Here is a 21155-nt window from a genome sequence, read left to right on the forward strand (position 1 = left end):
CAGATATTCGGCTATAGTGCCGGTCAAAGCCCAGTAAAGCCAAGGCTTTGCACCAGATCGCGGCACCCGAGGCCCAAAAGCAGGGTGCCGCGCGCCGCGCCCCAAAACAGTGTGCAGACAAGGGCTTGCCCAGAAACCGACCCGACTGGGTGCCGGTTTCCTTTATCTTGCCCTCCGCCTTCGCTGCCCTTTTTGCCCTTCCTGCCGGGAATACAGCCAGGCGACCCCTTGCCTGACTGCACACCGGAAGCGAACCGAAACAACGTGGAGAGGCCATGCTCATGGCGCATCTCCGTTGCTCGCATGGGCCACGAATATGCCGTCGTCCTGCGGCTCCTGATCGACGGAAACGCGCATAGGAACGGTTGCACGGACATCGTTCGACGGCTGATTGGCCGCCGCCGAATTGCCGCTGGATTGCGCAACAAAAAGCGGAGCTTCGCGCCAATCCGGCGGTGGCGGCGGCACGAACGCCGGCACATCAGACGCAGTCGCAAGCCCAAGAACAGGTGCGAGCGTGGCGACATATGCGCGTGTTTCTGCGGGCAAAGCGCGGCCTGTCGCCAGATGCTCATCATAGCGACTCGGACCGGCATTGTAGGCGGCGAGCATGGCCGCGACATTGCCATAGCGGTCCCACATCTCCCGCAGATACGCCGTACCTGCGAGGATGTTGTCGCGTGGATCGTAAGGATCACGCCCGAGACCATGGCGGCTGCGCAGGCCCGCCCAGGTGTCGGGCATGACCTGCATCAGTCCCATTGCACCCGCCGATGAGATGGCGCGCACATCTCCCGCGCTTTCCACACGAAGCACGGCCCGAATCCAGTGCTCAGGAACACCGAAACGCTGTGACGCCTCTGCAATGAAAGCAGCTTGGGGATGCGCTGCGACAGGCGCGGTTTGCGGCGGTGCCTGCGCAATGGCTGGCGTCAATCCACTGCCAGCCGACAGCAGGGCCGTGAAGAGAAGAAGGGCTCGGGATCGCATGATCTCAGTCCCGATCTTCGCGGGGGCGCGGGCGGCTCCAGTGCAGCGACCATGACGAGCCTGCATCGTCGTCGCGAAACAGGTTGGCGCGGATCGGCTGCGGCAAGGCGGGATCGTCAAGCAGCAACGAGAAATATTCGCCAGCCTTTTCGCCGGTGCGTTTCCATGCAGCGCCGACCTCGGGGCCGTCATCAGCACCGTGATGGACACGGTAGTCTGGCGCATTTTCGGCGTCCGAATGCTCGGCTGGTAGGATGGTAAGCTCACGGAAGAGCGTGAGCGTGTGAAGTCGCCCGGAAAAGCCCGTTTCATCGCGCGTGAACAATCCGATCTGTGGCATGAAAAATCTCCTATCGTTGAGGGTTCGGCGTGGGTTCAATGCGTGGCCGCCCGCCATTCGTAGCGACCATCGCCTTCCTCATCGGTCCAGAGCGGGAGCGCCCGGCCGATGACGGAACTGGCGGGAACAGGTCCGAAGTAACGGCCATCGAGGCTGTCCCGGATTTCCCAATTCATGAGGAAGAGTTCACCGTCGCCGATGATGCGGCAGCCCTGCCAGACCGGCAGATCCCGGCCCATGCGGTCGCGCGCCAGCGCGTCGCCCATCTCGACATGATCAACAGTAATGATCGCACCGCTGCGGCAGACGCGCTGTCCCGGCAGGCCGAGGACGCGCTTCAGCAGCGGCATGCCGCGTCCGATATAGCCACGCTCTACCATGAACCGCTCCAGCGGCTCAGACGGCATGATGGCGACCAGTTCGGGAGCTTCAAGCGCATCGGCGGGAGCAACCGTGTAGAAGCCGATGGGCGCGCTGGCAGTCGCATTCCAGATCAGTCGGGTTGGCAGATCGGCAACCGCCGTGGCGACAAGCGTGCCGACCGCCAGGATGGACACGCCGAGGATATGACGGCGGCTCATGGTGCGATCCTCCGGCGCCTGATCCACGCGGCATGGCGCTCCGGGGTGTAGGGATTGGGCTCCTGACCGGCGCTCAAACGGTTGTGGACGTGCCGCCAATGGTCCGGCGCAACATCGGCCGGATCGACGCCAAGCGCGTCCACGGCGTCGATCAGGGCCAGCACCCGCTGGACCTTCGGCCAGCCCTCGATACGCAGCAGGATCTCGCCGCCAGGACGAACGAAGGGCACGGTCTGGTACGGTTCGCCGCGACCAACGGCGCGCAGGATGTCGAGCCGCGAGACAATGGTGCCGTAATCGTTGGAGGCCCAGCGAATGAAAGCGAAGATGCTGTCGGGCGCAAAACCGACTAGGCTGCGACGGCGGTCGATGATCTGCTCAAAGCTCTTGCGACCAAAGCTTATCCAGCGCTCGACCTTCTTCTTCTGAAAGGTCAGTTCGACCAATGTTGTGAACGGTGCAGGCCCGTCTGCCAGCGGATGTTCATGCGCTGCACGCACGGTTTTGCCGGTCATGGCTGGTCTCCTTCGGTGGGTGGAAACTCGCGGACTAGCAGCTCGCGCAGCATCACGGCGACGGTGACGCCACGCCGGAAAGCGGCAACCTTGATGCGCCCGCGCAGTTCGGGCGTGATGTCGATGGTCAGACGGGCGGTGTACGCCTCCGTAGCCGTCAGGCCAGTTGGCGGCGCATCGGCGGCTCTGACCCAGCTATCGGGATTGCCCGGACGCGATGCGAAGCCGGATTTGACGGGCGGACGTGTCATGGCATCCTCCCGATACGGAGCGCATCCACCTCAGCTGCAAGCGCGATGATCTCCTGTGCGGCGCGTTCTCCGCCATCGGTCTCGGAGACCAGCCGTCCGGTCTGTGCGGCGTCGGCGAAGGCGACACGCTGGCCGACGGTTGTTGCCAGCAAGGGCGGATCATGCTCAGCCAGTGTCTCGGCCGTTTCGCGGGCGATGACGGTGCGCGCACCGCATCGGTTCAGCAGAAAACGGGCGGCCAGTTCAGGGCGGTAGATGCGTGCTTCGTTCAGCAGCGCCAGCATCTCGGCGGAGGCCCAGCCGTCGAAAGGAGATGGCTGCACCGGGATCAGCACCAGATCGGCTGCAAGCAGCGCTGAGCGCATCAGAGCAGCGACACGGGGCGGACCGTCAATGACGACATGATCGGCGTCCCGCGCCAGCTCTGGTGCTTCGCGGTGCAATGTATCGCGGGCAAGGCCGATGACGGTGAACAGCCTTGGGAGCCCTTCATGGCTGCGCCTCTGCGACCAGTCGAGTGCGGAGCCTTGCGGGTCGGCATCGATCAGGATGACCCGCTTGCCTTGCGCAGCCCAGGCTCCGGCAAGATACAGCGCCAGCGTGGTCTTGCCCACGCCGCCTTTCTGATTGAGGAGCGCAACGATCATGGCGTACCCCGCCCAGGTCGGCGGAAAGTGGCACTGGCACCGTGCCTCCCATGCGCGCGCGTCAACGAAGAAAAGTTAGATTCTATGTTAGATTCTAAGTTAGCAGTCGGATTCTTCTCTTCGTTCCAGAGACTTAACTGGGGTTCGTGCGCCTGATGTGCCGATAGTGTTGCGCCTGATGTACCGATACCCTTTGCGCCTGATGTACCGACGGCATTCACAATGTTATCCACAGGCACTGTGGATAGATTTTCAGGGCGGATTCGCAGCAGTTCGCGGCGATCTTCGCGTAGGATCTTGAGCCTGTAACCGGGCAGCGGCTGGCGGGCCGCGATGCGGCGCAGGTCCAGCGCAAAATCGGAGATCCGGGCCATGCTGCCGGATTTCTGGTGAAGGTGCGCAACCTCGAACGCCCAGCCATGCGGCTGATGTCCGGCATGTTTGCGAGCGACACGGTAGAGCCAGCGCTCGATGCCGCCGGTCAGCCGGAAATAGTCCGGGTCGATGGTGAGGACCAGCGACCGGTCAAGAACGCTGTTGTAGAACCACTCGGGCAGGACGAACTCCATGCCCTCGACACGCCCATCGCGCGTCGTCATCTCTTCCCATTCGTTGATCCAGGAGAACTGGCGGCGGCGCCAATGCTTGCCGTTGCGGATCGTCGTGGCCACGACGGTGGATTGCAGCCGGGCCAGCGTCGCCTTCAGCAGCATATATTGCCGGTTTCCGGTGTCGCGCCCAATGGCGCGCAGCAGATGATAGGGCGTAAAACGGAAGAAACGGGATGTCTTGATGCCATTGTTTTCGGCGGCGACGATCTGGCTTGCAGCCCAGATCAGCACATCGGCATCCCAGATCGTCGCCATGCCATGTTCGGGCATCCCGAACACCTGTACCTCAACATCGGTAGTCTTGTAGAGAATCGGCTTCGTGCGCGGCGTCTTCGCCAGCGAGAAGAAAGGCCGTTCCATCAGATCGCGCTGGTCGCGCGGACTGGCATCGCCGGTTGCGACGACGAAGGGATCGAGGTGGCTGCGCTCGCTACCGCCTTCTCTCCGCAAGCCGTCAGGGTGATCGACGCGCCGCATTCAGAGCTTGCTCCGCTCTTCAGGCGTTAAAGGCCGCGCCGGAAAAACCGTGCCGGCATCCTTGTCACTGGTGGATTTGCGCGCGCCGATGTCGGCCCAGGACTGGAGATCCTCGACGGTATAGAGCACGCGGCCACCGATTTTGCGATAAGTCGGGCCGGTCCCGTAGGTCCGGTGCTTTTCCAGCGTGCGAAGAGAAATACCAAGGAAACGTGCTGCCTCCTGAGTACGCAGCATGCGCGGTGGCATTTCCGTATTGCGGCGCTCGGCCATGAGATCACCTCCGGTTCGTCAGGTTGATGCGGCTGCCGGAGACGGCGGCGCGCTATGGCGAACCATGGGAAGTGATCGGCGGCGGGTAGCGTGCCGCATTTGTGCCTATGCGCAGACGGCACCCCCGAACGGGGCTATATCAGCGCGAAAAGACGTGAGATTTCAGCAACTCAGGGAGGTCGATGCGGATTCGCTCAAGACATCGGCGCGCAGTTCGGCTATGAATGCAGATGGAGCAGACGCACTGCTCCGGGGCTTAGTAACCCCTGTTGACGGTTGGTGTCGGCCGTGACGGCACCACACTCCTTGACCCTATGGTCGGGGAGCCTGTGGCGTATGCAACAGGCTTTCCAGCTAAAGGCCATGGGGCCGTTCAACACGGTTACTAACTCCCCGATCACCAGGAGTCAGAGAGTTTTATTGCGGGGGCGAACCGCAGAAACTCTTCTGAAAGAAGGGGAATGACCGTGAAAGCACCCATCGAACTTGATCCCGATGTGGATGATCTGGCCCCGTCCGGTCATGTTATCACCGCCTATGACGAGCAGCATTTCGTGACCTATCTGCGTCTTCTTGACGCCAAGGCCGAGGATGCGGACTGGAAGGAAGTGGCGCAGATTGTTCTGCACCGCGATCCGGCATCTGATGAGATGCGAACCCGGCGATGCTGGCAGAGCCATCTGGAACGCGCTCAATGGCTGTCGCGGGAAGGTTACAGGCAAATAATGGAACAGACTGCGGCAAACAGAAATTGGTGAGATTGCTTCATTTGCCTTTTGATCGTGGAAACGGCTTGAGCGGATAATGCAAAAGCAGCCGATAGCCCCCGCGCATCATCCTGATGCCGTGGGCAACAAGGCGACGTGCCTTATTCTTGCGCGGATCAGTCTCGAAATCTTCCTTATTGCCACGGAAGCCGAGTAAAACTTCGGCAACGGCCCGATAGCTTTCCCCGTGCAGCCGTGCGTCCAGCGCCCGTAGCGACAGAAGGTGCCATTGCCGAAGCTGCGCCGGCATGGCACGAATATCCGGTCCCGGAGAGCGGCCTGTCAGACACCGCCAGAGGCGGCGAGCCGCATGGGCGCGTAATTCCATGAACTCGTCCATAGGCAGGATTGCAGCATAGAAAACCGCGGCATTGATCGCCCCCTGCGGCATCCAGAATTGATGCTCCACCCCGTCGACACGCCAGATGGCGTGCCAGCCATCCGGCGCGCGGCGCAGGAGCAGGCCGTCGAGATGTGCGAGAGCGACAAGCCGTTCGCCATCGGGATCATTTCGTTCGACTGGTGACAGAATAATGGCCTGCGGATTGAGATGCGGCGACCAGAAAGGCGGTGCGCCGTCAGGCTGCGCGTCGGGGTCGTGTGCGAAATCGCACCCCCCAGCGGGAAGCAAAGGCGTCAACCTCTTCTCCCGTGGGTTCTCTCCTCTGCGCGAGTCTCTCGACGTCATGGCGATAATCTTCGTTACGACGAAGATATTCCCAAGCGAAACCGGCGGGCGGAAGGTCTTTGACGTGTTTATATGCCGCCGGATTACGCCAATCTATGCTCTGCATGGCGCGTCCTCCCAAAGCCGGACGGCGCAAGGCCATGCCCGACCTGAAAAGGCTGCTGTATTGAATGGTTTTGCGGTAGCGTGCCTAACCCGATAAGTGGATCGCCTAACCCGATCAATCCATTCAACAATCTCTCGCTATCATCGTTGTGTGCCGTGTGAGAGATGCTCTGACGACATTCCCGTGTCAGTAATCGAAGCCGAATGGCGAAAAGGCGGCCGCCCATTCTAGGCCGGTCCGCGCCGAAGGACTGATCATGATGACGAACAGCATAAAGGAGTTCGTCCGCATGCCGGGTGGGCGGGTGGAGAACTGGGTGTAGCAGTTACGGTGGGCGAGACGAGTTTCTTGCGGGCATGAGAAAGGCCCCGACCTTGCGGGTCGGGGCCTTTGTGCCTCGCATCAGTCGCTGCGGCGACCGTTGGTACGGGACCAGATAAGGGAGAAGGTGTCGCCATCTTCCTCGTCGAAGAGGTTGGCGTAGATCGGAGCGTTGAAGCTCGGATCATCCAGCTTGAGGCCCAGATAGTCGCGGCCCTCGTTGGAGCGCTTAGACCAGGCGGCGCCGATTTCAGCGCGGCCGACCAAAACCCGGTGGCTGGGGGCGTTTTCGCCGGTGGCGCGCAGGTCGGGGACGATGCGCACGCCCTTGGCCTGGACGCTGAGGGTGACGATTTCGCCGGTGAATTCGTTCGAGCCGGTCTTCTTGAAGGTGCCGATGGTTGCCATTTTAAGTCTCCGTTTTCCTGACATTTCCGCCAAGCGAAAGCGCCTGAAGGAAAGTCAGCCATGCCTGACCGGGGAAACCATGCTGGATGACAGCCCCCCAGAGGATGAGAATATTGATGCCTGAATAGGATCGGCCGGATGAAGCATTTCTCGGCAGGCCCAGCGGGGCAGTATCGGGTGACGCGCCCCAGGGCTGGACCCATGGCAGACGCCCTTGCTCCAGCTCGGCGATGATCTTGTTGGTGATGTCATCGTATAGGTTGCTGCGCGCGCCACCTTCCACAGGGCTGCGATCGTGTCCGGCCATCGGGATGATCTCCGCGACAGGCGCCGGAAGCCTCTCTTCCAGCCCTCAACCCGTCACGGAAAATCCGTCCGCACTCTCATTCGCGAGGGGCGTTGCGGGGTCTCCCCGCTGATGGGGGTGCGTCGGCAACGCCAGTGCCGACCAGGGGGAAGGCTTCCCCCCAACATAGGTCGCAAATCCATACACCTTGCAAATGCGTCGAACCGTAATCGATGTTTTGGTCCCACGTTGTTTAGCGCGGCCAGATCTGTGAAGGGCTTTTCATGGCAGGATGAAGGAGTTTCCCCATGGGACCTACGGTGGAGTTTCTCACCCCTGGGAAGAGTATTAGCGGGGGAAGCAATAAATGGACGCCAGAATTCAAGGCTAGGCTGGTCTCAGAAACTCTTCGGCCTGGCGCACGGGTTGTTGATGTTGCGCAGCGTTATGGCGTTCGGGCAAACCGTTTATCTATGTGGCGGACGTTGGCCAAACGTGGTCAACTGGTTTTGCCCGCACCTGACGACGGAATAGAATTCGCAGGATTGGTGATCAGCGAGCCCTTGGCGGAACAATCGGGCTCTGACACCAGCTGCGTGGAGATATGCATTGGTCCAGTGACAGTCCGCCTTGAATCGGGTGCGCCAATTTCGCGTATTGTTGCAGTGGCGCGTGGACTGGCGGTCTCAGGATGATATTTCCTTCCAATCGGGTGCGTATCATGGTGGCGACAACACCTGTCGATTTCCGTAAAGGCCATGACGGGCTTGCTGCGTTGGTGAAGAACGAACTGCGCAAGGATCCATTTACGGGAACTGTATTCGTGTTCCGCTCGCGCAAGGCGGATCGGTTAAAACTGATCTACTGGGACGGCACAGGTATGGTTCTGGCTTATAAGCGTTTGGAAGCCCATACGTTCAGCTGGCCAGAGATCCGGGATGGGCTGATATCATTGAACCTTGCGCAGTTTGAGGCTTTGTTTGCAGGGCTTGATTGGCGACGCGTGCGGGCGGTGGAAGCCCGAGCGCCAATGACTATTTAAATGGCCACCAATTGCTGCGACAAGGTGACTCTGACAGCCTAATAGTCAAGCATATCAAGGCCGGATTTGGTAAGTTCGACCCATGCTGGATGCCGCCGACCTGCCCAATGATATTGCTGAATTGAAGGCGCTACTGATTGCAGCAACGGCACTCGGTCTTCGTAAAGATGACCGCATTGCGCGACTGGAGAAGCTGGTTGCAGCCTTCAAACAGGCCGCTTTTGGACGTAAGTCAGAGAAGATTAATCCTGAGCAGTTTGATCTGCCCCTGGAAGACTTGGAAACAGCAATTGCGGCGATCCATGCAGAAGATGAAGCGGATACAGCTTCAGAGAAGCCTGCATCAAAGCCACGTGCCATCAATCGCGGTTCTTTACCAAAGCACCTGCCGCGCATTGATGAAGTCATTGAACCAGAAAGTCTGATTTGCGCCTGCGGTGGTTGTCTGCATTGCATTGGCGAAGATGCTTCTGAGCGTCTGGATGTGATCCCTGCGCAGTTTCGTGTCATTGTCACGCATCGCCCTAAATACGCATGCCGCGCCTGTACGGATGGTGTTGTGCAAGTGCCAGCACCCGCCCGATTGATCCCGTCAGGCTTGCCGACGGAAGCAACGGTCGCACATGTTCTGGTTTCCAAATATGCGGACCACCTTCCGCTTTATCGGCAGGCCCAGATTATGGGCCGTCAGGGCATCGACATAGACCGCTCGACACTGGCTGATTGGGTGGGACGGGCAGCCTTTGAGCTGCGCCCTGTCTTTGATGCGCTCATTGCTGATCTGAAGCGATCGAACAAACTCTTCATGGATGAGACGCGTGCACCTGTTCTTGATCCCGGATCAGGAAAGACCAAAACAGGATATTTTTGGGCTTTGGCGCGGGATGATCGACCATGGGGCGGCAATGCCCCGCCCGGTGTCGCTTTCACTTATGCTCCGGGACGATCTGGGCAATATGCCGAACAGATATTGCAGGGCTTCAAAGGTATCCTGCAAGTGGATGGCTATGCGGGCTACAATAGACTGGTCGCACCAGATCGTGTTGGTCCGAATATACAATTGGCTTTTTGCTGGGCTCATGCGCGTCGCAAGCTCATTGAGATCACGCGCACAGGCTCATCCCCTATTGCGGAAGACGGTGTAAAACGGATCGGCGAACTCTATAAGATTGAAGCTGAATTGCGTGGTCTCAATCCAGAAGCGCGGCTCGCTGTTCGTCAGGCACAATCAAAGCCGCTGATCATCGATATGCAAATATGGCTTGCGCATCACCGCGCACGCGTGTCGGCAAAAGCGCCATTGGGCGAGGCATTGAAATACATCACCAAATACTGGGATGGCCTCTGCCTGTTCCTGTGTGACGGTCGTGTTGAACTTGATAACAACACCGTTGAACCCACGATCCGACCAATTGCATTGAGCAGAAAAAATGCATTATTTGCTGGTCATGAAGCTGGCGCTCATAACTGGGGCATGATCGCTTCACTGATCGAAACCTGTAAACTTAATTCAGTTGATCCGCAAAAATGGCTGACCGCCACGCTCACCGCCATCGTCAATGGACATAAACAGAGCGAAATTGGACAATTGTTGCCATGGAATTATCTCGGCAAGGTCTGATTGCAATGCCACACAATATACCGGGATTTCTGGTAAAACGAAACGAAGGACATACCAGAGGCAAAGTAATGACCAGAGAAGAAATTCTTAGCTATTCTCAAGCTGTTTGCGATGGGCTTCGCGAGGATGAAGACGGGGTGAGACGTGAGGTTCTGACTCACGCAGGAAATAGGTGGTCGCTTGGCGTCATTCACACCCTAGGCGTGTACGGCAGGCTTCGGCACGCAGATATTGGAAGACGAATGCATGGCGTCACCCAACGGATGCTAACTCGCACTCTGCGCCAACTAGAAAGAGACGGCCTCGTCGCGCGCTACGATCTCGTAGAGATGCCGCCGCGGGTAGAATACGAACTAACAGAATTGGGAATGGGTCTTCTCATTCGTATGATTCCACTGTGGACATGGGTCGTCGAAAACTCGGAGGAGTTTCGAAAGTCCCGCGAGGGCTTTGATTCCCGTCTGCCAGAGAAGCCGTCCTGGCAGACGCCTTGGAAATCCTGACACAGACGCCGTCGCTCAGTGATTGCCATAGAAAATGGTACGCCCCTGCGAACGATGGAGTTTCTGACAAAGCTTGACGGGGGAAGCGAGATTATAGCGCTTCCCCATCGCTTCGTTAAGCCCCGTCACTTGGCCGTCAGGTTCGCGTTGATCCAATCGGAAACATCAGTAACCTTGATGCCTTCACGCACGTTGAAAGTGTCGGCCTTGTCCCATGCCATGCCTCGCCCGATACCGAAGGCCGCTCGGTACTTGCGCATCATGTTTTGGGGGTCGTTTGCCAGTTCTTCCATGAGAACCGGAACCGTCCATTCGGAACGGCTGAAGGGTCGGTTCAAACCCGCCTCCAGCTTGTCCGCAAGCTGGCCGTAGGTGACCGTATCGCCCGCCAGGAAGACAATCTCGTTGGTGATGGTCGGCTCGTAGAATACGATTTCGGCGGTGAGCACGCCGATGTCATCAGGCGTCGTCACCGTGACAGCGTTATCGAAGCCGCCAAGGGCTTTGACCGCGCTGTTTTCCAGATCGACGACACCGAACTCGGGCTCGAACAGATAACTCATGAACATGCCGGTGGAGATGATCACCCATTCGGTCTTGTTCTGCGAGCGAAGCAGTTCACGCACATCGAGCTGCGCGTCGAAAATGTCCTGTGGACCACCTCGACCGATTGCTTCGAAATCAACACCGAACTGCCAGGGGAAATAGCGCGGGATTCCTGACTGCAAAGCAGCCTTCGCAAGCTTCATCGGCGTGTTGATCCCAGCCGCATATCCCGTGCAGCCGATGACGGTGTCATACTGCGAGAACAGAGATGCCAAACCATCAATCGAGCTCTTCACCAGATCGCCTACGACGATCTCAACCCCCAAGTCTCGAATTTCAGCGATGTCGCGCTGCTTGGCTGATGAGTCAGACTCTATGGCGCTGGCGCGCAACAAGACACTTATCGTTGCGCCGTCAATGTCCTTTGCGCGACGGGCCAGATTGCGCAGGACCGGCATGCCGAGTTCTCCAGCGCCCAGCACGAGGATATTCCGGGACTTCACGTTGGAAGCTGTTTGATGCATAGATTTCAATCCTTCAAAAATTCAATGTCGCCACTACTTGGCAAGGTGCGAGCACGAAGAAAAGAAGGCACACAGATGATACTGCAGCAAAACTGAGGGCGGGCAAGGACGAAACGGATCGGCGGATGTGATGTCCGCTGTAGGCGCATTCAAGCAATCAAATTCACGGTGGCAGTTATCGGAACAGCCTGTCGCGCTTAGTTAATGTGATAGGGAAACACCGCTTTCGTCGAACCGACGATCAGGAAACGTGGCTTTCAGCTAAATGTCCGGCCGCCAAACAGGCTGGAAACTCATCCATCACGACGAAGGTCGCATCTTGTCTCTGGCGGAGATTTACCTGAAGGATCCAGCCGCAAGGTGCTCTGTCCGCCCCCCTTAAGGGCAGTTCCGCGTGGAAATCAACATCGTGAGGTCGGGGCGACTGACACGCGACCTTGGACGCGATAGACCATTGCAAAATCTAGCCAAAATGGCCAAAATGAGAAGACCATAGGCTGGGAGCAGGGAAATGCGAACCCTAAGCGCGAAAGACGCAAAGTACGAATTTGGGCGGCTTATTGATCTTGCGCGAGCTGAGCCGGTGGCGGTGACCAAGCATGGTCGGGCCGTCGTCGTGGTAATTGCGGTCGAGGAGTACGAGCGGTTAAAGGACAATGAAATGGTTAAAAGGAATGACCACTCGAGCAAGAATAATGGGACTGCACGATGATTCGAAATACTCACAGATCTCAAATGCTTCCAATTTTTAATTTCTCGAACCAAACACCTATACAATTTTCAGGCAGGAAATTATTCCCGTCAGACGGGCGCGATAGCTAATGAGTCTCGTGATGACCACGAACAGACCCGAACGCGATATTGAGGATGTCCTGATCGCGAAACTCAAGGGGCTTAAGTACGAGTATCGACCTGATATTCGTGATAGAGCTACTTTGGAGGCAAATTTTAGGAACAAATTCGAGGCGCTAAATCGCATTAAGCTCACTGATGGCGAGTTTCAGCGGTTGCACGATGAAATAGTGACGCCGGATGTTTTTACGGCGGCACGAACTTTGCGTGAGCGGAATAGTTTCACCCGCGATGACGGCACGCCGCTGAACTACACGCTCGTGAACATCAAGGACTGGTGCAAGAATTCCTTCGAGGTGATCAACCAGCTTCGTATCAATACGGACAACAGCCACCACCGCTATGATGTCATTCTCCTGATCAATGGCGTTCCGGTTGTCCAGATCGAGCTGAAGACCCTCGGCATTAGCCCTCGTCGTGCCATGGAGCAGATCGTCGATTACAAGAACGATCCCGGGAACGGCTATACCAAGACCATCCTATGCTTCCTTCAGCTTTTCATCGTCAGCAACCGCGATCGGACCTTTTACTTCGCGAACAACAATGTGCGTCATTTCACCTTCAATGCCGAAGAACGATTTCTCCCAGTCTATGAGTTTGCGGACGTCGACAACAAGAAGATCGTCCATCTCGACAGCTTTGCCGATACATTCCTTGTCAAATGCACCCTCGGCCAGACGATCAGCCGGTACATGGTTCTGGTCGCAAGCGAGCAGAAACTACTTATGATGCGCCCGTATCAGGTCTACGCGGTGAAGGCGATTGTCGACTCCATCGCCCAGGACTGCGGTAACGGGTACATCTGGCACACGACGGGCAGCGGCAAGACGCTCACCTCCTTCAAGGCGTCAACGCTCTTGAAGGACAATCCCGACATCGAGAAATGCCTCTTCGTTGTGGATCGCAAAGACCTCGATCGCCAGACGCGCGAGGAGTTCAACAAGTTCCAGGAAGGCTGTGTCGAGGAGAACACCAACACCGCCTCCCTGGTTCGACGCCTTCTGTCGGACGATTACGCCGACAAGGTCATTGTCTGTACGATTCAGAAGCTGGGCCTCGCGCTGGACGAAAACAGCAAGCGCAACAAGCAACAGAAGAAGGACGGCAAGAAGAGCTTCAAGGAGCAGCTCGAGCCCTTGCGCGACAAGCGCATCGCCTTCATCTTCGACGAATGTCACCGGTCGCAGTTCGGCGAGAACCACAAGGCTATCAAGGAGTTCTTCCCTCGCGCCCAGCTCTTCGGCTTCACCGGGACGCCGATCTTTGATCAGAACGCCGCGCAGCAGAAGATCGAAGACACTCAGGCCAGCATGAAGACGACGGAAGACCTCTTCCAGCAGCGCCTTCACACATACACGATCACACACGCCATCGAGGACGGGAACGTTCTTCGGTTCCATGTCGACTATTTCAAGCCGCAAGGCAAAACACTGCCGAAGCCGGGTGAACCACTGGCCAAGCGGGCGGTCATTGATGCGATCCTCGCGAAACACGACGCGGCCACTGGTCACCGCCGCTTCAACGCCTTGCTAGCCACCTCGTCGATCAATGACGCCATCGAGTATCACACCCTCTTCAAGAAAATTCAGGCCGAAAAACTGGCAACGGATCCGAGCTTCCAGCCGCTGAACATCGCATGCGTCTTCTCCCCGCCCGCCGAGGGCAATCCTGACGTAAAGCAGATCCAAGAAGACCTGCCGCAGGAGAAGGAAGACAACGCCGTTGAACCGGAGAAAAAGAAGGAGGCCCTGAAGGCCATCCTCGCCGACTACAACGCCCACTACGCCACCAATCACAAGATCGGTGAATTCGACCTATATTATCAGGACGTGCAAAAACGCATCAAGGATCAACAATGGCCGGATGCCGACCTTAAGAAAGCTTACCCCAATCAGCCACACCACAAGATCGACATCACGATTGTCGTCGACATGCTGCTGACCGGCTTTGATTCCAAGTTCCTGAATACTCTCTATGTGGACAAGAACCTGAAGCATCATGGCCTGATCCAAGCCTTTTCGCGCACGAACCGAGTGCTGAACGCCACCAAGCCCTATGGCAACATCCTCGACTTCCGCCAGCAACAAGGCGCAGTCGATGCAGCCATCGCACTTTTCTCGGGCGAGGCCGCCGCCGAAAAGGCCCGGGAAATCTGGCTAGTCGACAAGGCTCCAGTGGTCATTCAGAAACTGGAGACCGCGGTCCAGAATCTCGATACCTTCATGAAATCACAGGGCCTCGAGTGCGCCCCGGAAGCCGTGCACAACCTCAAGGGCGACGCGGCTCGTGCGGCATTCATTGAGCACTTCAAGGAGGTCCAGCGGCTCAAGACCCAACTTGACCAGTACACCGACCTGACCGACGAAAACCGCAAGACCATAGAACAGGTTCTGCCACGCGACAACCTGCTTGGCTTCCGCGGCGCCTATCTGGAGACTGCGCAGCGCCTTCGAACCCAAAAGGGCACGGCCACGGAGAAGCCCAGCCAAGAGGCTGACCAACTGGATTTCGAATTCGTTCTCTTCGCCTCCGCGGTCATCGACTATGACTACATCATGGGTCTGATCGCTCGCTATTCCGAGGCAACGCCCGGCAAGCAGAAGATGAGCCGTGAGGAACTGATCGGCCTGATCCAGTCTGACGCCAAATTCATGGACGAGCGCGAGGATATCGCAGCGTACATCAATACCCTCAAGGCAGGGGAAGGCCTCAGCGAAAAGGCCATCCGCGACGGCTACAGCCGCTTCAAGGCGGAAAAGAACGCCTTGGAACTGGCGGGCATTGCGGGCAAGCACGGCCTGGAGACCGAGGCTCTGCAAGGCTTTGTCGACACCATCCTGCAACGTATGATCTTTGATGGCGAGGCGCTGACCGACCTGATGGAACCCCTTGGCCTGAACTGGAAGACGCGGCGGGTGAAAGAACTGGACCTGATGGCCGACCTGATGCCGTTGCTGCTCAAGCGCGCCGCTGGGCGTGAGATTTCGGGGCTGAGTGCTTATGAGCAGTAAGGGGAGATCGACTACCGTGGCGGGGCGCGGTGCGTTGCTAGTATCAAAGTTGCGGTTCACCGAGTTTGCCGGTGACCCAATCCAGCATTTACAACTGGGGGACGCCACAACCGAAAGCACTGAGCGAAACGGCGATGGTCAAGCCGCGGCGCAAATCATGGGGGTGTCAAAAGTCGAAGGTATCGTGCCGATGGAAGAGCGCATCATCGCGGCTGACACAGCACGCTACAAGTTCGTGCGAAAGGATTGGTTCGCTTACAACCCGATGCGGCTTAACATCGGCTCGATTGCCCGTTGGCAAGGTGACGACGACATTCTGGTCAGCCCTGATTATGTCGTTTTCAAATGCAAGAGCAGCGGCCCACACAGGCTCGATCCTGTTTATCTTGATCACTTCCGGCGCTATGATCCATGGGAGGACTTTGTTTCGGAAAAGGGCGATGGAAGTGTTCGCGTACGCATTTATTACAAGGACCTGGCCCGCCTAGAGCTGGCACTTCCGTCCTTTCCCGAACAACAAAAGATTGCCGACTGTCTGGATTCTGCGGATGCGCTGATTGCCGCGCAAGGGCGGAAGGTCGATGCGCTGAAGGCACATAAAGAGGGCCTGATGCAGCAGCTTTTTCCACGCCCCGAGCGCGTCGAGAATGGCATTAAAATACCTGCCGAAACCCAACCCCGCCTCCGCTTTCCCGAGTTTGAGGGGGCGGGGGAGTGGGAACCACGAACCGTGGGATCAGTTTGCACCTCTTTTAGCGGAGGTACGCCGAATACCTCAAATCCAGAATTCTACGGAGGAGATATTCCGTTCATTCGATCAGCCGAGATTGGCAAAGAAACCACAGAACTATTTCTGACCCGTACAGGGCTTGAAAACTCCGCGGCAAAACTGGTCAAGAAGGGTGACGTACTCGTCGCACTCTATGGCGCGAATAGTGGCGACGTGGCGATCGGAAAGATCGCTGGTGCGATCAACCAAGCTATCCTTTGCCTGAGACCATCTGTGAATGGTGCATTTCTCAGCCATTTCCTAACCCATCGAAAAGATTGGATCATTACAAAGTATATTCAGGGCGGTCAGGGCAATTTGTCGGGTGAAATCGTCAAGTCTATTGGGCTTGTATTTCCGTCACCAACAGAACAACAGCGCATCGCTGACTGCCTCACCTCCCACGATGACCTCATCGCTGGCGCCACCCGAAAGCTCAACGCGCTAAAGACCCACAAGAAGGGGCTGATGCAGCAGCTTTTCCCCCAAATCGGGGAGGGTGACGCATGAGCACCTACAAGAACCTGAAGACTTTGGTGGCGCGGCTGCGTGACGATCTGAACAACCCAACCGGGGCAGCATCGCTGATCTTGATCTATGCCTATAACCGTACCGGCAAGACCCGCCTGTCAATGGAGTTCAAGGACGCAGGCAAGCGCAAGAACAAGAAGAACCCGACCGGCACGCCCGACACGCTGTACTTCAACGCCTTCACCGAGGATCTATTCGTCTGGGAGAACGACCTTGAAGGCGACAGCGTGCGCCGCCTGCAACTGAACGAGAAGTCGTCCTTCTTCAATGCGATGACAGAGCTCGCGCTGGACGAAACCATCGCTCGCTACCTATCCCGTTATACCGATTTCGAGTTCGACTTCACCTACAAGGACGTTCAGCAAGGCAAGGACACCATCTCAAAGCCGGATTTCGTCAGCTTCCGAAAGGGCGGCGAGGTCAACATCAAGGTGTCGCGGGGCGAACAGAATATCTTCATCTGGTGCATCTTCATGGCCATCTGCGAACGGATGCTGGATGGGCATGAATCCTATCAGGGGAAGAAGTACCTCTACATCGACGACCCGATCTCGTCGCTAGACGACAACAACGCGATTTCTGTCGCCTGCGACCTAGCCAAGCTCCTCCGTCGGGCTGCCACAAGGCAAGACGCCGAAGGCAAGCCTGCCCCGATCAAGGTGATCTTCTCTTCGCATCACGCGCTGTTCTTCAATGTAATGTGCAACGAAATTGGCAGAAAGAAAGAGGACGAGCCATCTGTCAGCCACAAGCGCTACTTCTTGCATCGCCCGAGCGGCGAAGGAAATTACACGCTTCAAGCGACGGAAGACACGCCCTTCTTTCATCATGTTTCGACGCTCGCCGAATTGCAGCGCGCGGCTGATCCGAAGAAGGGCAAGCTCTACACCTTCCACTTCAACGCCCTGCGCAGCGTCATGGAGAAGACGGCATCGTTCTTCGGTCATCCGAGCATCGCCTTTTGCCTGAAGGCTCTCGACACCGACGCAGACAGGGCGCTGTTCAATCGTGCCCTGAACCTTTTAAGCCACGGCGCCTATGCCATCCATGAACCCACGGAGATGGGTGAGGACAACAAGGAACTGTTTCGTCGTATTCTGCGCGAGTTCGTTACGCGGTTCGAGTTTCACCTCCCGGGCGCCGCTTCGGCCCCGCATCCCACCCCGGCGCCTGCGCCCGTCCCCCAGGAAGCACCAGCACAATGAACGACCAAATCCAAAAGCAACTGGGCAAGACGCTCTGGAACATCGCGGACACGCTGCGCGGAGCGATGAACGCGGACGACTTCCGCGATTACATGCTGTCTTTCCTGTTCCTGCGTTATCTGTCGGACAACTACGAGACGGCCGCCCGGAAGGAGCTCGGACGCGACTACCCGGATCCGAACACAATCGGCAATGGCGGGCGCTCGCCGCTTTCCGTGTGGTATACGCAAAACCCCGACGATATTTCAGCTTTTGAAAAGCAGATGCGCCTCAAGGCGCATTACGTCATCAAACCGGAGCACCTATGGACCAGCATCGCCCACATGGCGCGCACCCAGAGCGACGATCTTCTGAACACTCTGCAGGCTGGTTTCAAATATATCGAGAACGAGTCCTTCCAGAGCACGTTCGGGGGGCTTTTTTCGGAGATCAATCTTGGCTCTGAAAAGCTTGGGCGGACCTATGCTGATCGCAACGCCAAACTATGCGCGATCATCACCGAGATCGCCAATGGGCTCGCCGATTTTTCATCCGGTGTCGACGCGCTGGGTGATGCATATGAATACCTGATCGGCCAGTTTGCCGCTGGTTCTGGAAAGAAGGCAGGCGAGTTCTATACCCCACAGCAGGTATCTGACATCCTTTCCGCAATCGTGACGTTGGACAGCCAGGAACCCGCAACCGGTAAGAAAGAGCACCTCGCCAGTGTGCTCGATTTCGCATGCGGTTCAGGCTCGCTCTTGCTGAATGTGCGAAAGCGCATGGGACCGCACGGCATCGGGAAAATCTACGGGCAAGAAAAGAACATCACAACCTATAACCTCGCTCGCATGAACATGCTGCTGCACGGCGTGAAAGACACGGAATTCGAAATCTACCATGGCGATACGCTGAATAATGACTGGGACATTCTGCGAGAGCTGAACCCCGCCAAGAAACCATCGTTTGATGCGATTGTGGCCAACCCGCCGTTCAGCCTCCGTTGGGAGCCGACTGAAGCAATGGGCGACGACGTGCGGTTCAAGAACCATGGGCTGGCGCCCAAGTCTGCCGCTGACTTCGCCTTCCTACTGCACGGTTTCCACTACTTGAAGGATGAGGGCGTAATGGCCATCATTCTGCCGCACGGCGTGCTGTTCCGGGGTGGGGCAGAGGAGCGTATCCGCACAAAGCTCCTGAAGGATGGTCACATCGACACGGTGATCGGCCTGCCTGCGAACCTTTTCTATTCGACCGGCATCCCGGTCTGCATCCTCGTACTGAAAAAGTGCAAGAAGCCCGATGATGTGCTCTTCATCAACGCGGCCGAGCACTATGAAAAAGGCAAGCGGCAGAACCGATTGCGTGAGGGGTTGGATGGCAAGCCGAATGACATTCAGAAGATTATCGAAACGTACCAGTTCCGCAAGGAAGAGGACCGCTACTCCAAGCGCGTGACTATGGAGCGCATCGCTGAGGAGGGCTTCAACCTCAACATCTCCCGATACATCAGCACAGCTGTGGCTGAGGCTGAAATCGACCTGGATGCAACGCAGCAGGAATTGGTCTCAATCGAAGACCAAATTCGGAAAGCAACGTCGAACCACAACTCGTTTCTGAGGGAATTGGGGCTTCCAGTTCTTCCTGGAACCCAATGAGATATGCCGCTCTAGCTTTCCGCACCGTCACAGCGTCAGGTTTATAGTAATAGATCAGTCGTTACAGCGATGCTGCGAGACGATATTCGACCGTCCGCAAGGGGCTGCTCAGCCCCTCGCTGCGACGCGCTTGAGCGGCAGCTTCGGGGCGTCTCCTACGCTACATCCTCACTAATGGCGAATCATTGAACATAGCGAATAGACGAGCTTCTGCTTCGAACGACCACCCATCCTACGATAGACTGACCCGTCCCTTTTCTACGCCACGGCGTCCTATTCACCGCACAGCGGCGCCCGGGACCTTCCCTCGGCTGACATTCCACGCTTCCATTGCCCAACCCCTTTTCGGGCATGGGATATTGGAGACAATGGCGGTCAAGCGGAACAGGATCAATATCGAGGTTACTCCCTCGACCGGACCGGAAACGGACCGGAATGATCCTTCGCGCAAAGATGCCGCCCTGATGTCGTTGGCTCGCCTGCTCGGACGTCAGATCGCCCGCGAGCAGTTGGACCGTAAAGTGGCAGCGGAGCGCAAAGCACAACGTCACCTGCGTAGCTGACCTGCAAATTTCCTTGTATTTATACGTGTAATACGTATTATATAAGCAGACCTATTCTCTTGGAGTCTGCGATGCCAACCACAACCTCCCTCGAATTTCAGCGCAAGTTCGGACAGTATCTGAACGAGTCTCACCGTGAGCCGGTAGAGATCACGCGACATGGCCGGCGCGAGTTTGTGCTGATGTCGGCCGCCCAATATGACGCGTTACTGTCAGCGGCGCAGCGCATGGACAATACCATCAAAGCCGCCTCCGAACCTGAACAGAATTAACCTGCCCTCTGACACGGAGCTTGAAAGGACTGACCGATGACCCGCGTTGCGCTTTATGCCCGATATTCTTCCGACAATCAGCGCGAAGCGTCGATCGAGGACCAGCTCCGTATCTGCCGCGAGCAGGCAAAGCGCGATAAGTGGAAGATCGTCGGCACCTACAAGGATGCCGGCATCTCTGGAGCGAGCATGATCCTGCGACCGGGCATTCAGGCGCTGCTACAGGATGCACAGGCGGGCCTGTTCGACATCGTGATGGCCGAGGCGCTCGACCGTATCAGCCGCGATCAAGCCGATGTCGCGACCTTCTACAAGCACCTCAAGTTCGCAGGCGTTCCGATTTTCACGCTATCCGAGGGCGAGATCAGCGAGTTGCATGTCGGCCTCAAGGGCACGATGAACGCCCTGTTCCTGAAAGACCTCGCTGCCAAAACCCATCGCGGCATTCGAGGCCGCGTCGAGGAGGGCAAATCGGGTGGCGGTCTGTGCTTTGGCTACAATGTCGTCAAGCAGCTCGATGCGCGCGGTGATCCCATTCGCGGTGATCGCGAGATCAACGAAGCCGAGGCAAATGTTGTGCGTCGCATTTTCCGCGAGTTCGCCGCCGGCGTCGGCCCGCGCACAATCGCCCGGACATTGAACGAGGAAGGTGTCCCCGGTCCGGCTGGAAAGCTCTGGAGCGACACCACCATTCGGGGCCATGTGAAGCGCGGCACGGGGCTGGTGAATAATGAACTCTATATCGGTCGTCTGATCTGGAACCGGCTTCGCTACATCAAAGATCCATCGACCGGAAAGCGCGTGTCGCGGCTGAACCC

24 protein-coding genes and 2 pseudogenes (1 of these 26 cut by a window edge) are annotated in these 21155 nt (G+C 57.4%); 12 read left to right on the forward strand and 14 right to left on the reverse strand.

Annotation, left to right across the window (positions count from 1 at the left end):
- Positions 1-23 precede the first annotated feature (23 nt).
- The 9 genes from AAIB41_RS08535 to AAIB41_RS08575 are packed head-to-tail and all read right to left on the reverse strand — an operon-like array spanning position 24 to position 4685.
- A complete protein-coding gene (locus tag AAIB41_RS08535; protein ID WP_343312879.1) occupies positions 24-290 on the reverse strand; it encodes a hypothetical protein in 267 nt (88 codons plus the stop codon).
- Positions 280-990, reverse strand: a complete 711-nt coding sequence (locus AAIB41_RS08540) for a lytic transglycosylase domain-containing protein (RefSeq protein WP_343312880.1) — start codon at positions 988-990, stop codon at positions 280-282. Before AAIB41_RS08540 ends, AAIB41_RS08535 begins: the two co-directional genes overlap by 11 nt.
- Before the next feature lie 4 nt (positions 991-994).
- On the reverse strand, positions 995-1330 hold the full coding sequence (locus AAIB41_RS08545) for a DUF736 domain-containing protein (RefSeq protein ID WP_343312881.1): 336 nt from the start codon (positions 1328-1330) through the stop codon (positions 995-997).
- 35 nt (positions 1331-1365) lie between these two features.
- Complete coding sequence (locus AAIB41_RS08550; protein ID WP_343312882.1) at positions 1366-1911, reverse strand: S26 family signal peptidase; 546 nt, start codon at positions 1909-1911, stop codon at positions 1366-1368.
- Positions 1908-2426: a DUF2840 domain-containing protein gene (locus tag AAIB41_RS08555; RefSeq protein ID WP_343312883.1), complete on the reverse strand. Its 519-nt coding sequence runs from the start codon at positions 2424-2426 to the stop codon at positions 1908-1910. The genes AAIB41_RS08550 and AAIB41_RS08555 overlap by 4 nt, the downstream gene beginning before the upstream one ends.
- Entirely contained in the window at positions 2423-2677 is a 255-nt protein-coding gene (locus AAIB41_RS08560) for a hypothetical protein (RefSeq protein WP_343312884.1), read from the reverse strand. Before AAIB41_RS08560 ends, AAIB41_RS08555 begins: the two co-directional genes overlap by 4 nt.
- Positions 2674-3324: a ParA family partition ATPase gene (gene parA, locus AAIB41_RS08565; protein WP_343312885.1), complete on the reverse strand. Its 651-nt coding sequence runs from the start codon at positions 3322-3324 to the stop codon at positions 2674-2676. The genes AAIB41_RS08560 and parA overlap by 4 nt, the downstream gene beginning before the upstream one ends.
- Complete coding sequence (locus tag AAIB41_RS08570; RefSeq protein ID WP_343312887.1) at positions 3321-4412, reverse strand: replication initiator protein A; 1092 nt, start codon at positions 4410-4412, stop codon at positions 3321-3323. The genes parA and AAIB41_RS08570 overlap by 4 nt, the downstream gene beginning before the upstream one ends.
- Positions 4413-4685 carry a helix-turn-helix domain-containing protein gene (locus AAIB41_RS08575; protein ID WP_162694273.1) on the reverse strand — a complete coding sequence of 91 codons (273 nt, stop codon included), beginning with the start codon at positions 4683-4685 and terminating at the stop codon, positions 4413-4415.
- A 467-nt stretch (positions 4686-5152) separates the two neighbouring features.
- Here AAIB41_RS08575 and AAIB41_RS08580 point away from each other — a divergent pair, with 467 nt between their 5' ends.
- The gene (locus AAIB41_RS08580) at positions 5153-5443 is read left to right on the forward strand and encodes a DUF2285 domain-containing protein (protein ID WP_343314717.1); all 291 of its coding nucleotides are present in this window, start codon (positions 5153-5155) and stop codon (positions 5441-5443) included.
- A 7-nt stretch (positions 5444-5450) separates the two neighbouring features.
- Here the strand turns inward: AAIB41_RS08580 and AAIB41_RS08585 are convergent, their stop codons facing one another.
- The 4 genes and pseudogenes from AAIB41_RS08585 to AAIB41_RS08600 all read right to left on the reverse strand — a co-directional run.
- Positions 5451-6092 carry a DUF2285 domain-containing protein gene (locus AAIB41_RS08585; RefSeq protein ID WP_343312889.1) on the reverse strand — a complete coding sequence of 214 codons (642 nt, stop codon included), beginning with the start codon at positions 6090-6092 and terminating at the stop codon, positions 5451-5453.
- The gene (locus AAIB41_RS08590; protein WP_343312890.1) at positions 6031-6282 is read right to left on the reverse strand and encodes a DUF6499 domain-containing protein; all 252 of its coding nucleotides are present in this window, start codon (positions 6280-6282) and stop codon (positions 6031-6033) included. Before AAIB41_RS08590 ends, AAIB41_RS08585 begins: the two co-directional genes overlap by 62 nt.
- Before the next feature lie 366 nt (positions 6283-6648).
- Positions 6649-6975 carry a DUF736 domain-containing protein gene (locus tag AAIB41_RS08595; protein ID WP_343312892.1) on the reverse strand — a complete coding sequence of 109 codons (327 nt, stop codon included), beginning with the start codon at positions 6973-6975 and terminating at the stop codon, positions 6649-6651.
- Between the two features lie 13 nt (positions 6976-6988).
- Positions 6989-7282 (reverse strand): annotated as a pseudogene (locus AAIB41_RS08600) (ArdC-like ssDNA-binding domain-containing protein); the annotation flags it as partial.
- Positions 7283-7952: 670 nt separating this feature from the next.
- Between AAIB41_RS08600 and tnpB the strand changes: the two are divergent.
- The 3 genes from tnpB (at position 7953) to AAIB41_RS08615 (ending at position 10427) form a co-directional block, all read left to right on the forward strand.
- The gene (gene tnpB, locus AAIB41_RS08605) at positions 7953-8303 is read left to right on the forward strand and encodes an IS66 family insertion sequence element accessory protein TnpB (RefSeq protein ID WP_343312893.1); all 351 of its coding nucleotides are present in this window, start codon (positions 7953-7955) and stop codon (positions 8301-8303) included.
- An 82-nt stretch (positions 8304-8385) separates the two neighbouring features.
- Entirely contained in the window at positions 8386-9924 is a 1539-nt protein-coding gene (locus tag AAIB41_RS08610; RefSeq protein ID WP_343312894.1) for an IS66 family transposase, read from the forward strand.
- Between the two features lie 68 nt (positions 9925-9992).
- Complete coding sequence (locus AAIB41_RS08615) at positions 9993-10427, forward strand: helix-turn-helix domain-containing protein (RefSeq protein ID WP_343312896.1); 435 nt, start codon at positions 9993-9995, stop codon at positions 10425-10427.
- 125 nt (positions 10428-10552) lie between these two features.
- Here AAIB41_RS08615 and AAIB41_RS08620 read toward each other — a convergent pair whose 3' ends face one another.
- On the reverse strand, positions 10553-11497 hold the full coding sequence (locus AAIB41_RS08620) for an aromatic alcohol reductase (RefSeq protein ID WP_343312897.1): 945 nt from the start codon (positions 11495-11497) through the stop codon (positions 10553-10555).
- A gap of 511 nt (positions 11498-12008) precedes the next feature.
- Between AAIB41_RS08620 and AAIB41_RS08625 the strand changes: the two genes are divergently transcribed.
- The 8 genes and pseudogenes from AAIB41_RS08625 to AAIB41_RS08660 all read left to right on the forward strand — a co-directional run.
- On the forward strand, positions 12009-12209 hold the full coding sequence (locus AAIB41_RS08625; protein ID WP_343312898.1) for a type II toxin-antitoxin system prevent-host-death family antitoxin: 201 nt from the start codon (positions 12009-12011) through the stop codon (positions 12207-12209).
- A gap of 121 nt (positions 12210-12330) precedes the next feature.
- Positions 12331-15360 carry a type I restriction endonuclease subunit R gene (locus AAIB41_RS08630; protein ID WP_343312899.1) on the forward strand — a complete coding sequence of 1010 codons (3030 nt, stop codon included), beginning with the start codon at positions 12331-12333 and terminating at the stop codon, positions 15358-15360.
- A 16-nt stretch (positions 15361-15376) separates the two neighbouring features.
- Positions 15377-16639 (forward strand): restriction endonuclease subunit S, encoded by a 1263-nt coding sequence (locus AAIB41_RS08635; protein ID WP_343312900.1) that lies wholly within the window; start codon positions 15377-15379, stop codon positions 16637-16639.
- Entirely contained in the window at positions 16636-17865 is a 1230-nt protein-coding gene (locus AAIB41_RS08640) for an AAA family ATPase (RefSeq protein ID WP_343312901.1), read from the forward strand. Before AAIB41_RS08635 ends, AAIB41_RS08640 begins: the two co-directional genes overlap by 4 nt.
- Positions 17862-19502 carry a type I restriction-modification system subunit M gene (locus AAIB41_RS08645; protein ID WP_343312902.1) on the forward strand — a complete coding sequence of 547 codons (1641 nt, stop codon included), beginning with the start codon at positions 17862-17864 and terminating at the stop codon, positions 19500-19502. The genes AAIB41_RS08640 and AAIB41_RS08645 overlap by 4 nt, the downstream gene beginning before the upstream one ends.
- Positions 19503-19870: 368 nt before the next feature.
- On the forward strand, positions 19871-20065 hold the full coding sequence (locus AAIB41_RS08650; RefSeq protein WP_343312903.1) for a hypothetical protein: 195 nt from the start codon (positions 19871-19873) through the stop codon (positions 20063-20065).
- 71 nt (positions 20066-20136) lie between these two features.
- A complete protein-coding gene (locus tag AAIB41_RS08655) occupies positions 20137-20337 on the forward strand; it encodes a type II toxin-antitoxin system prevent-host-death family antitoxin (protein ID WP_343312904.1) in 201 nt (66 codons plus the stop codon).
- 36 nt (positions 20338-20373) lie between these two features.
- Positions 20374-21155: pseudogene (locus tag AAIB41_RS08660) on the forward strand (recombinase family protein) (its annotated part continues 274 nt past the right edge of the window); the annotation flags it as partial.

It is taken from the genome of Brucella sp. BE17 (genome assembly GCF_039545455.1).
GTDB lineage: Bacteria > Pseudomonadota > Alphaproteobacteria > Rhizobiales > Rhizobiaceae > Brucella.

Coding starts and splice junctions, on each gene's coding strand:
- AAIB41_RS08535 (WP_343312879.1), bottom strand. CDS start 290: ATGCGCCATGAGCATGGCCTCTCCACGTTGTTTCGGTTCGCTTCCGGT.
- AAIB41_RS08540 (WP_343312880.1), bottom strand. CDS start 990: ATGCGATCCCGAGCCCTTCTTCTCTTCACGGCCCTGCTGTCGGCTGGC.
- AAIB41_RS08545 (WP_343312881.1), bottom strand. CDS start 1,330: ATGCCACAGATCGGATTGTTCACGCGCGATGAAACGGGCTTTTCCGGG.
- AAIB41_RS08550 (WP_343312882.1), bottom strand. CDS start 1,911: ATGAGCCGCCGTCATATCCTCGGCGTGTCCATCCTGGCGGTCGGCACG.
- AAIB41_RS08555 (WP_343312883.1), bottom strand. CDS start 2,426: ATGACCGGCAAAACCGTGCGTGCAGCGCATGAACATCCGCTGGCAGAC.
- AAIB41_RS08560 (WP_343312884.1), bottom strand. CDS start 2,677: ATGACACGTCCGCCCGTCAAATCCGGCTTCGCATCGCGTCCGGGCAAT.
- parA (WP_343312885.1), bottom strand. CDS start 3,324: ATGATCGTTGCGCTCCTCAATCAGAAAGGCGGCGTGGGCAAGACCACG.
- AAIB41_RS08570 (WP_343312887.1), bottom strand. CDS start 4,412: ATGCGGCGCGTCGATCACCCTGACGGCTTGCGGAGAGAAGGCGGTAGC.
- AAIB41_RS08575 (WP_162694273.1), bottom strand. CDS start 4,685: ATGGCCGAGCGCCGCAATACGGAAATGCCACCGCGCATGCTGCGTACT.
- AAIB41_RS08590 (WP_343312890.1), bottom strand. CDS start 6,282: ATGGCCTTGCGCCGTCCGGCTTTGGGAGGACGCGCCATGCAGAGCATA.
- AAIB41_RS08595 (WP_343312892.1), bottom strand. CDS start 6,975: ATGGCAACCATCGGCACCTTCAAGAAGACCGGCTCGAACGAATTCACC.
- tnpB (WP_343312893.1), top strand. CDS start 7,953: ATGATATTTCCTTCCAATCGGGTGCGTATCATGGTGGCGACAACACCT.
- AAIB41_RS08610 (WP_343312894.1), top strand. CDS start 8,386: ATGCTGGATGCCGCCGACCTGCCCAATGATATTGCTGAATTGAAGGCG.
- AAIB41_RS08615 (WP_343312896.1), top strand. CDS start 9,993: ATGACCAGAGAAGAAATTCTTAGCTATTCTCAAGCTGTTTGCGATGGG.
- AAIB41_RS08620 (WP_343312897.1), bottom strand. CDS start 11,497: ATGCATCAAACAGCTTCCAACGTGAAGTCCCGGAATATCCTCGTGCTG.
- AAIB41_RS08625 (WP_343312898.1), top strand. CDS start 12,009: ATGCGAACCCTAAGCGCGAAAGACGCAAAGTACGAATTTGGGCGGCTT.
- AAIB41_RS08630 (WP_343312899.1), top strand. CDS start 12,331: ATGACCACGAACAGACCCGAACGCGATATTGAGGATGTCCTGATCGCG.
- AAIB41_RS08640 (WP_343312901.1), top strand. CDS start 16,636: ATGAGCACCTACAAGAACCTGAAGACTTTGGTGGCGCGGCTGCGTGAC.
- AAIB41_RS08645 (WP_343312902.1), top strand. CDS start 17,862: ATGAACGACCAAATCCAAAAGCAACTGGGCAAGACGCTCTGGAACATC.
- AAIB41_RS08650 (WP_343312903.1), top strand. CDS start 19,871: ATGGCGGTCAAGCGGAACAGGATCAATATCGAGGTTACTCCCTCGACC.
- AAIB41_RS08655 (WP_343312904.1), top strand. CDS start 20,137: ATGCCAACCACAACCTCCCTCGAATTTCAGCGCAAGTTCGGACAGTAT.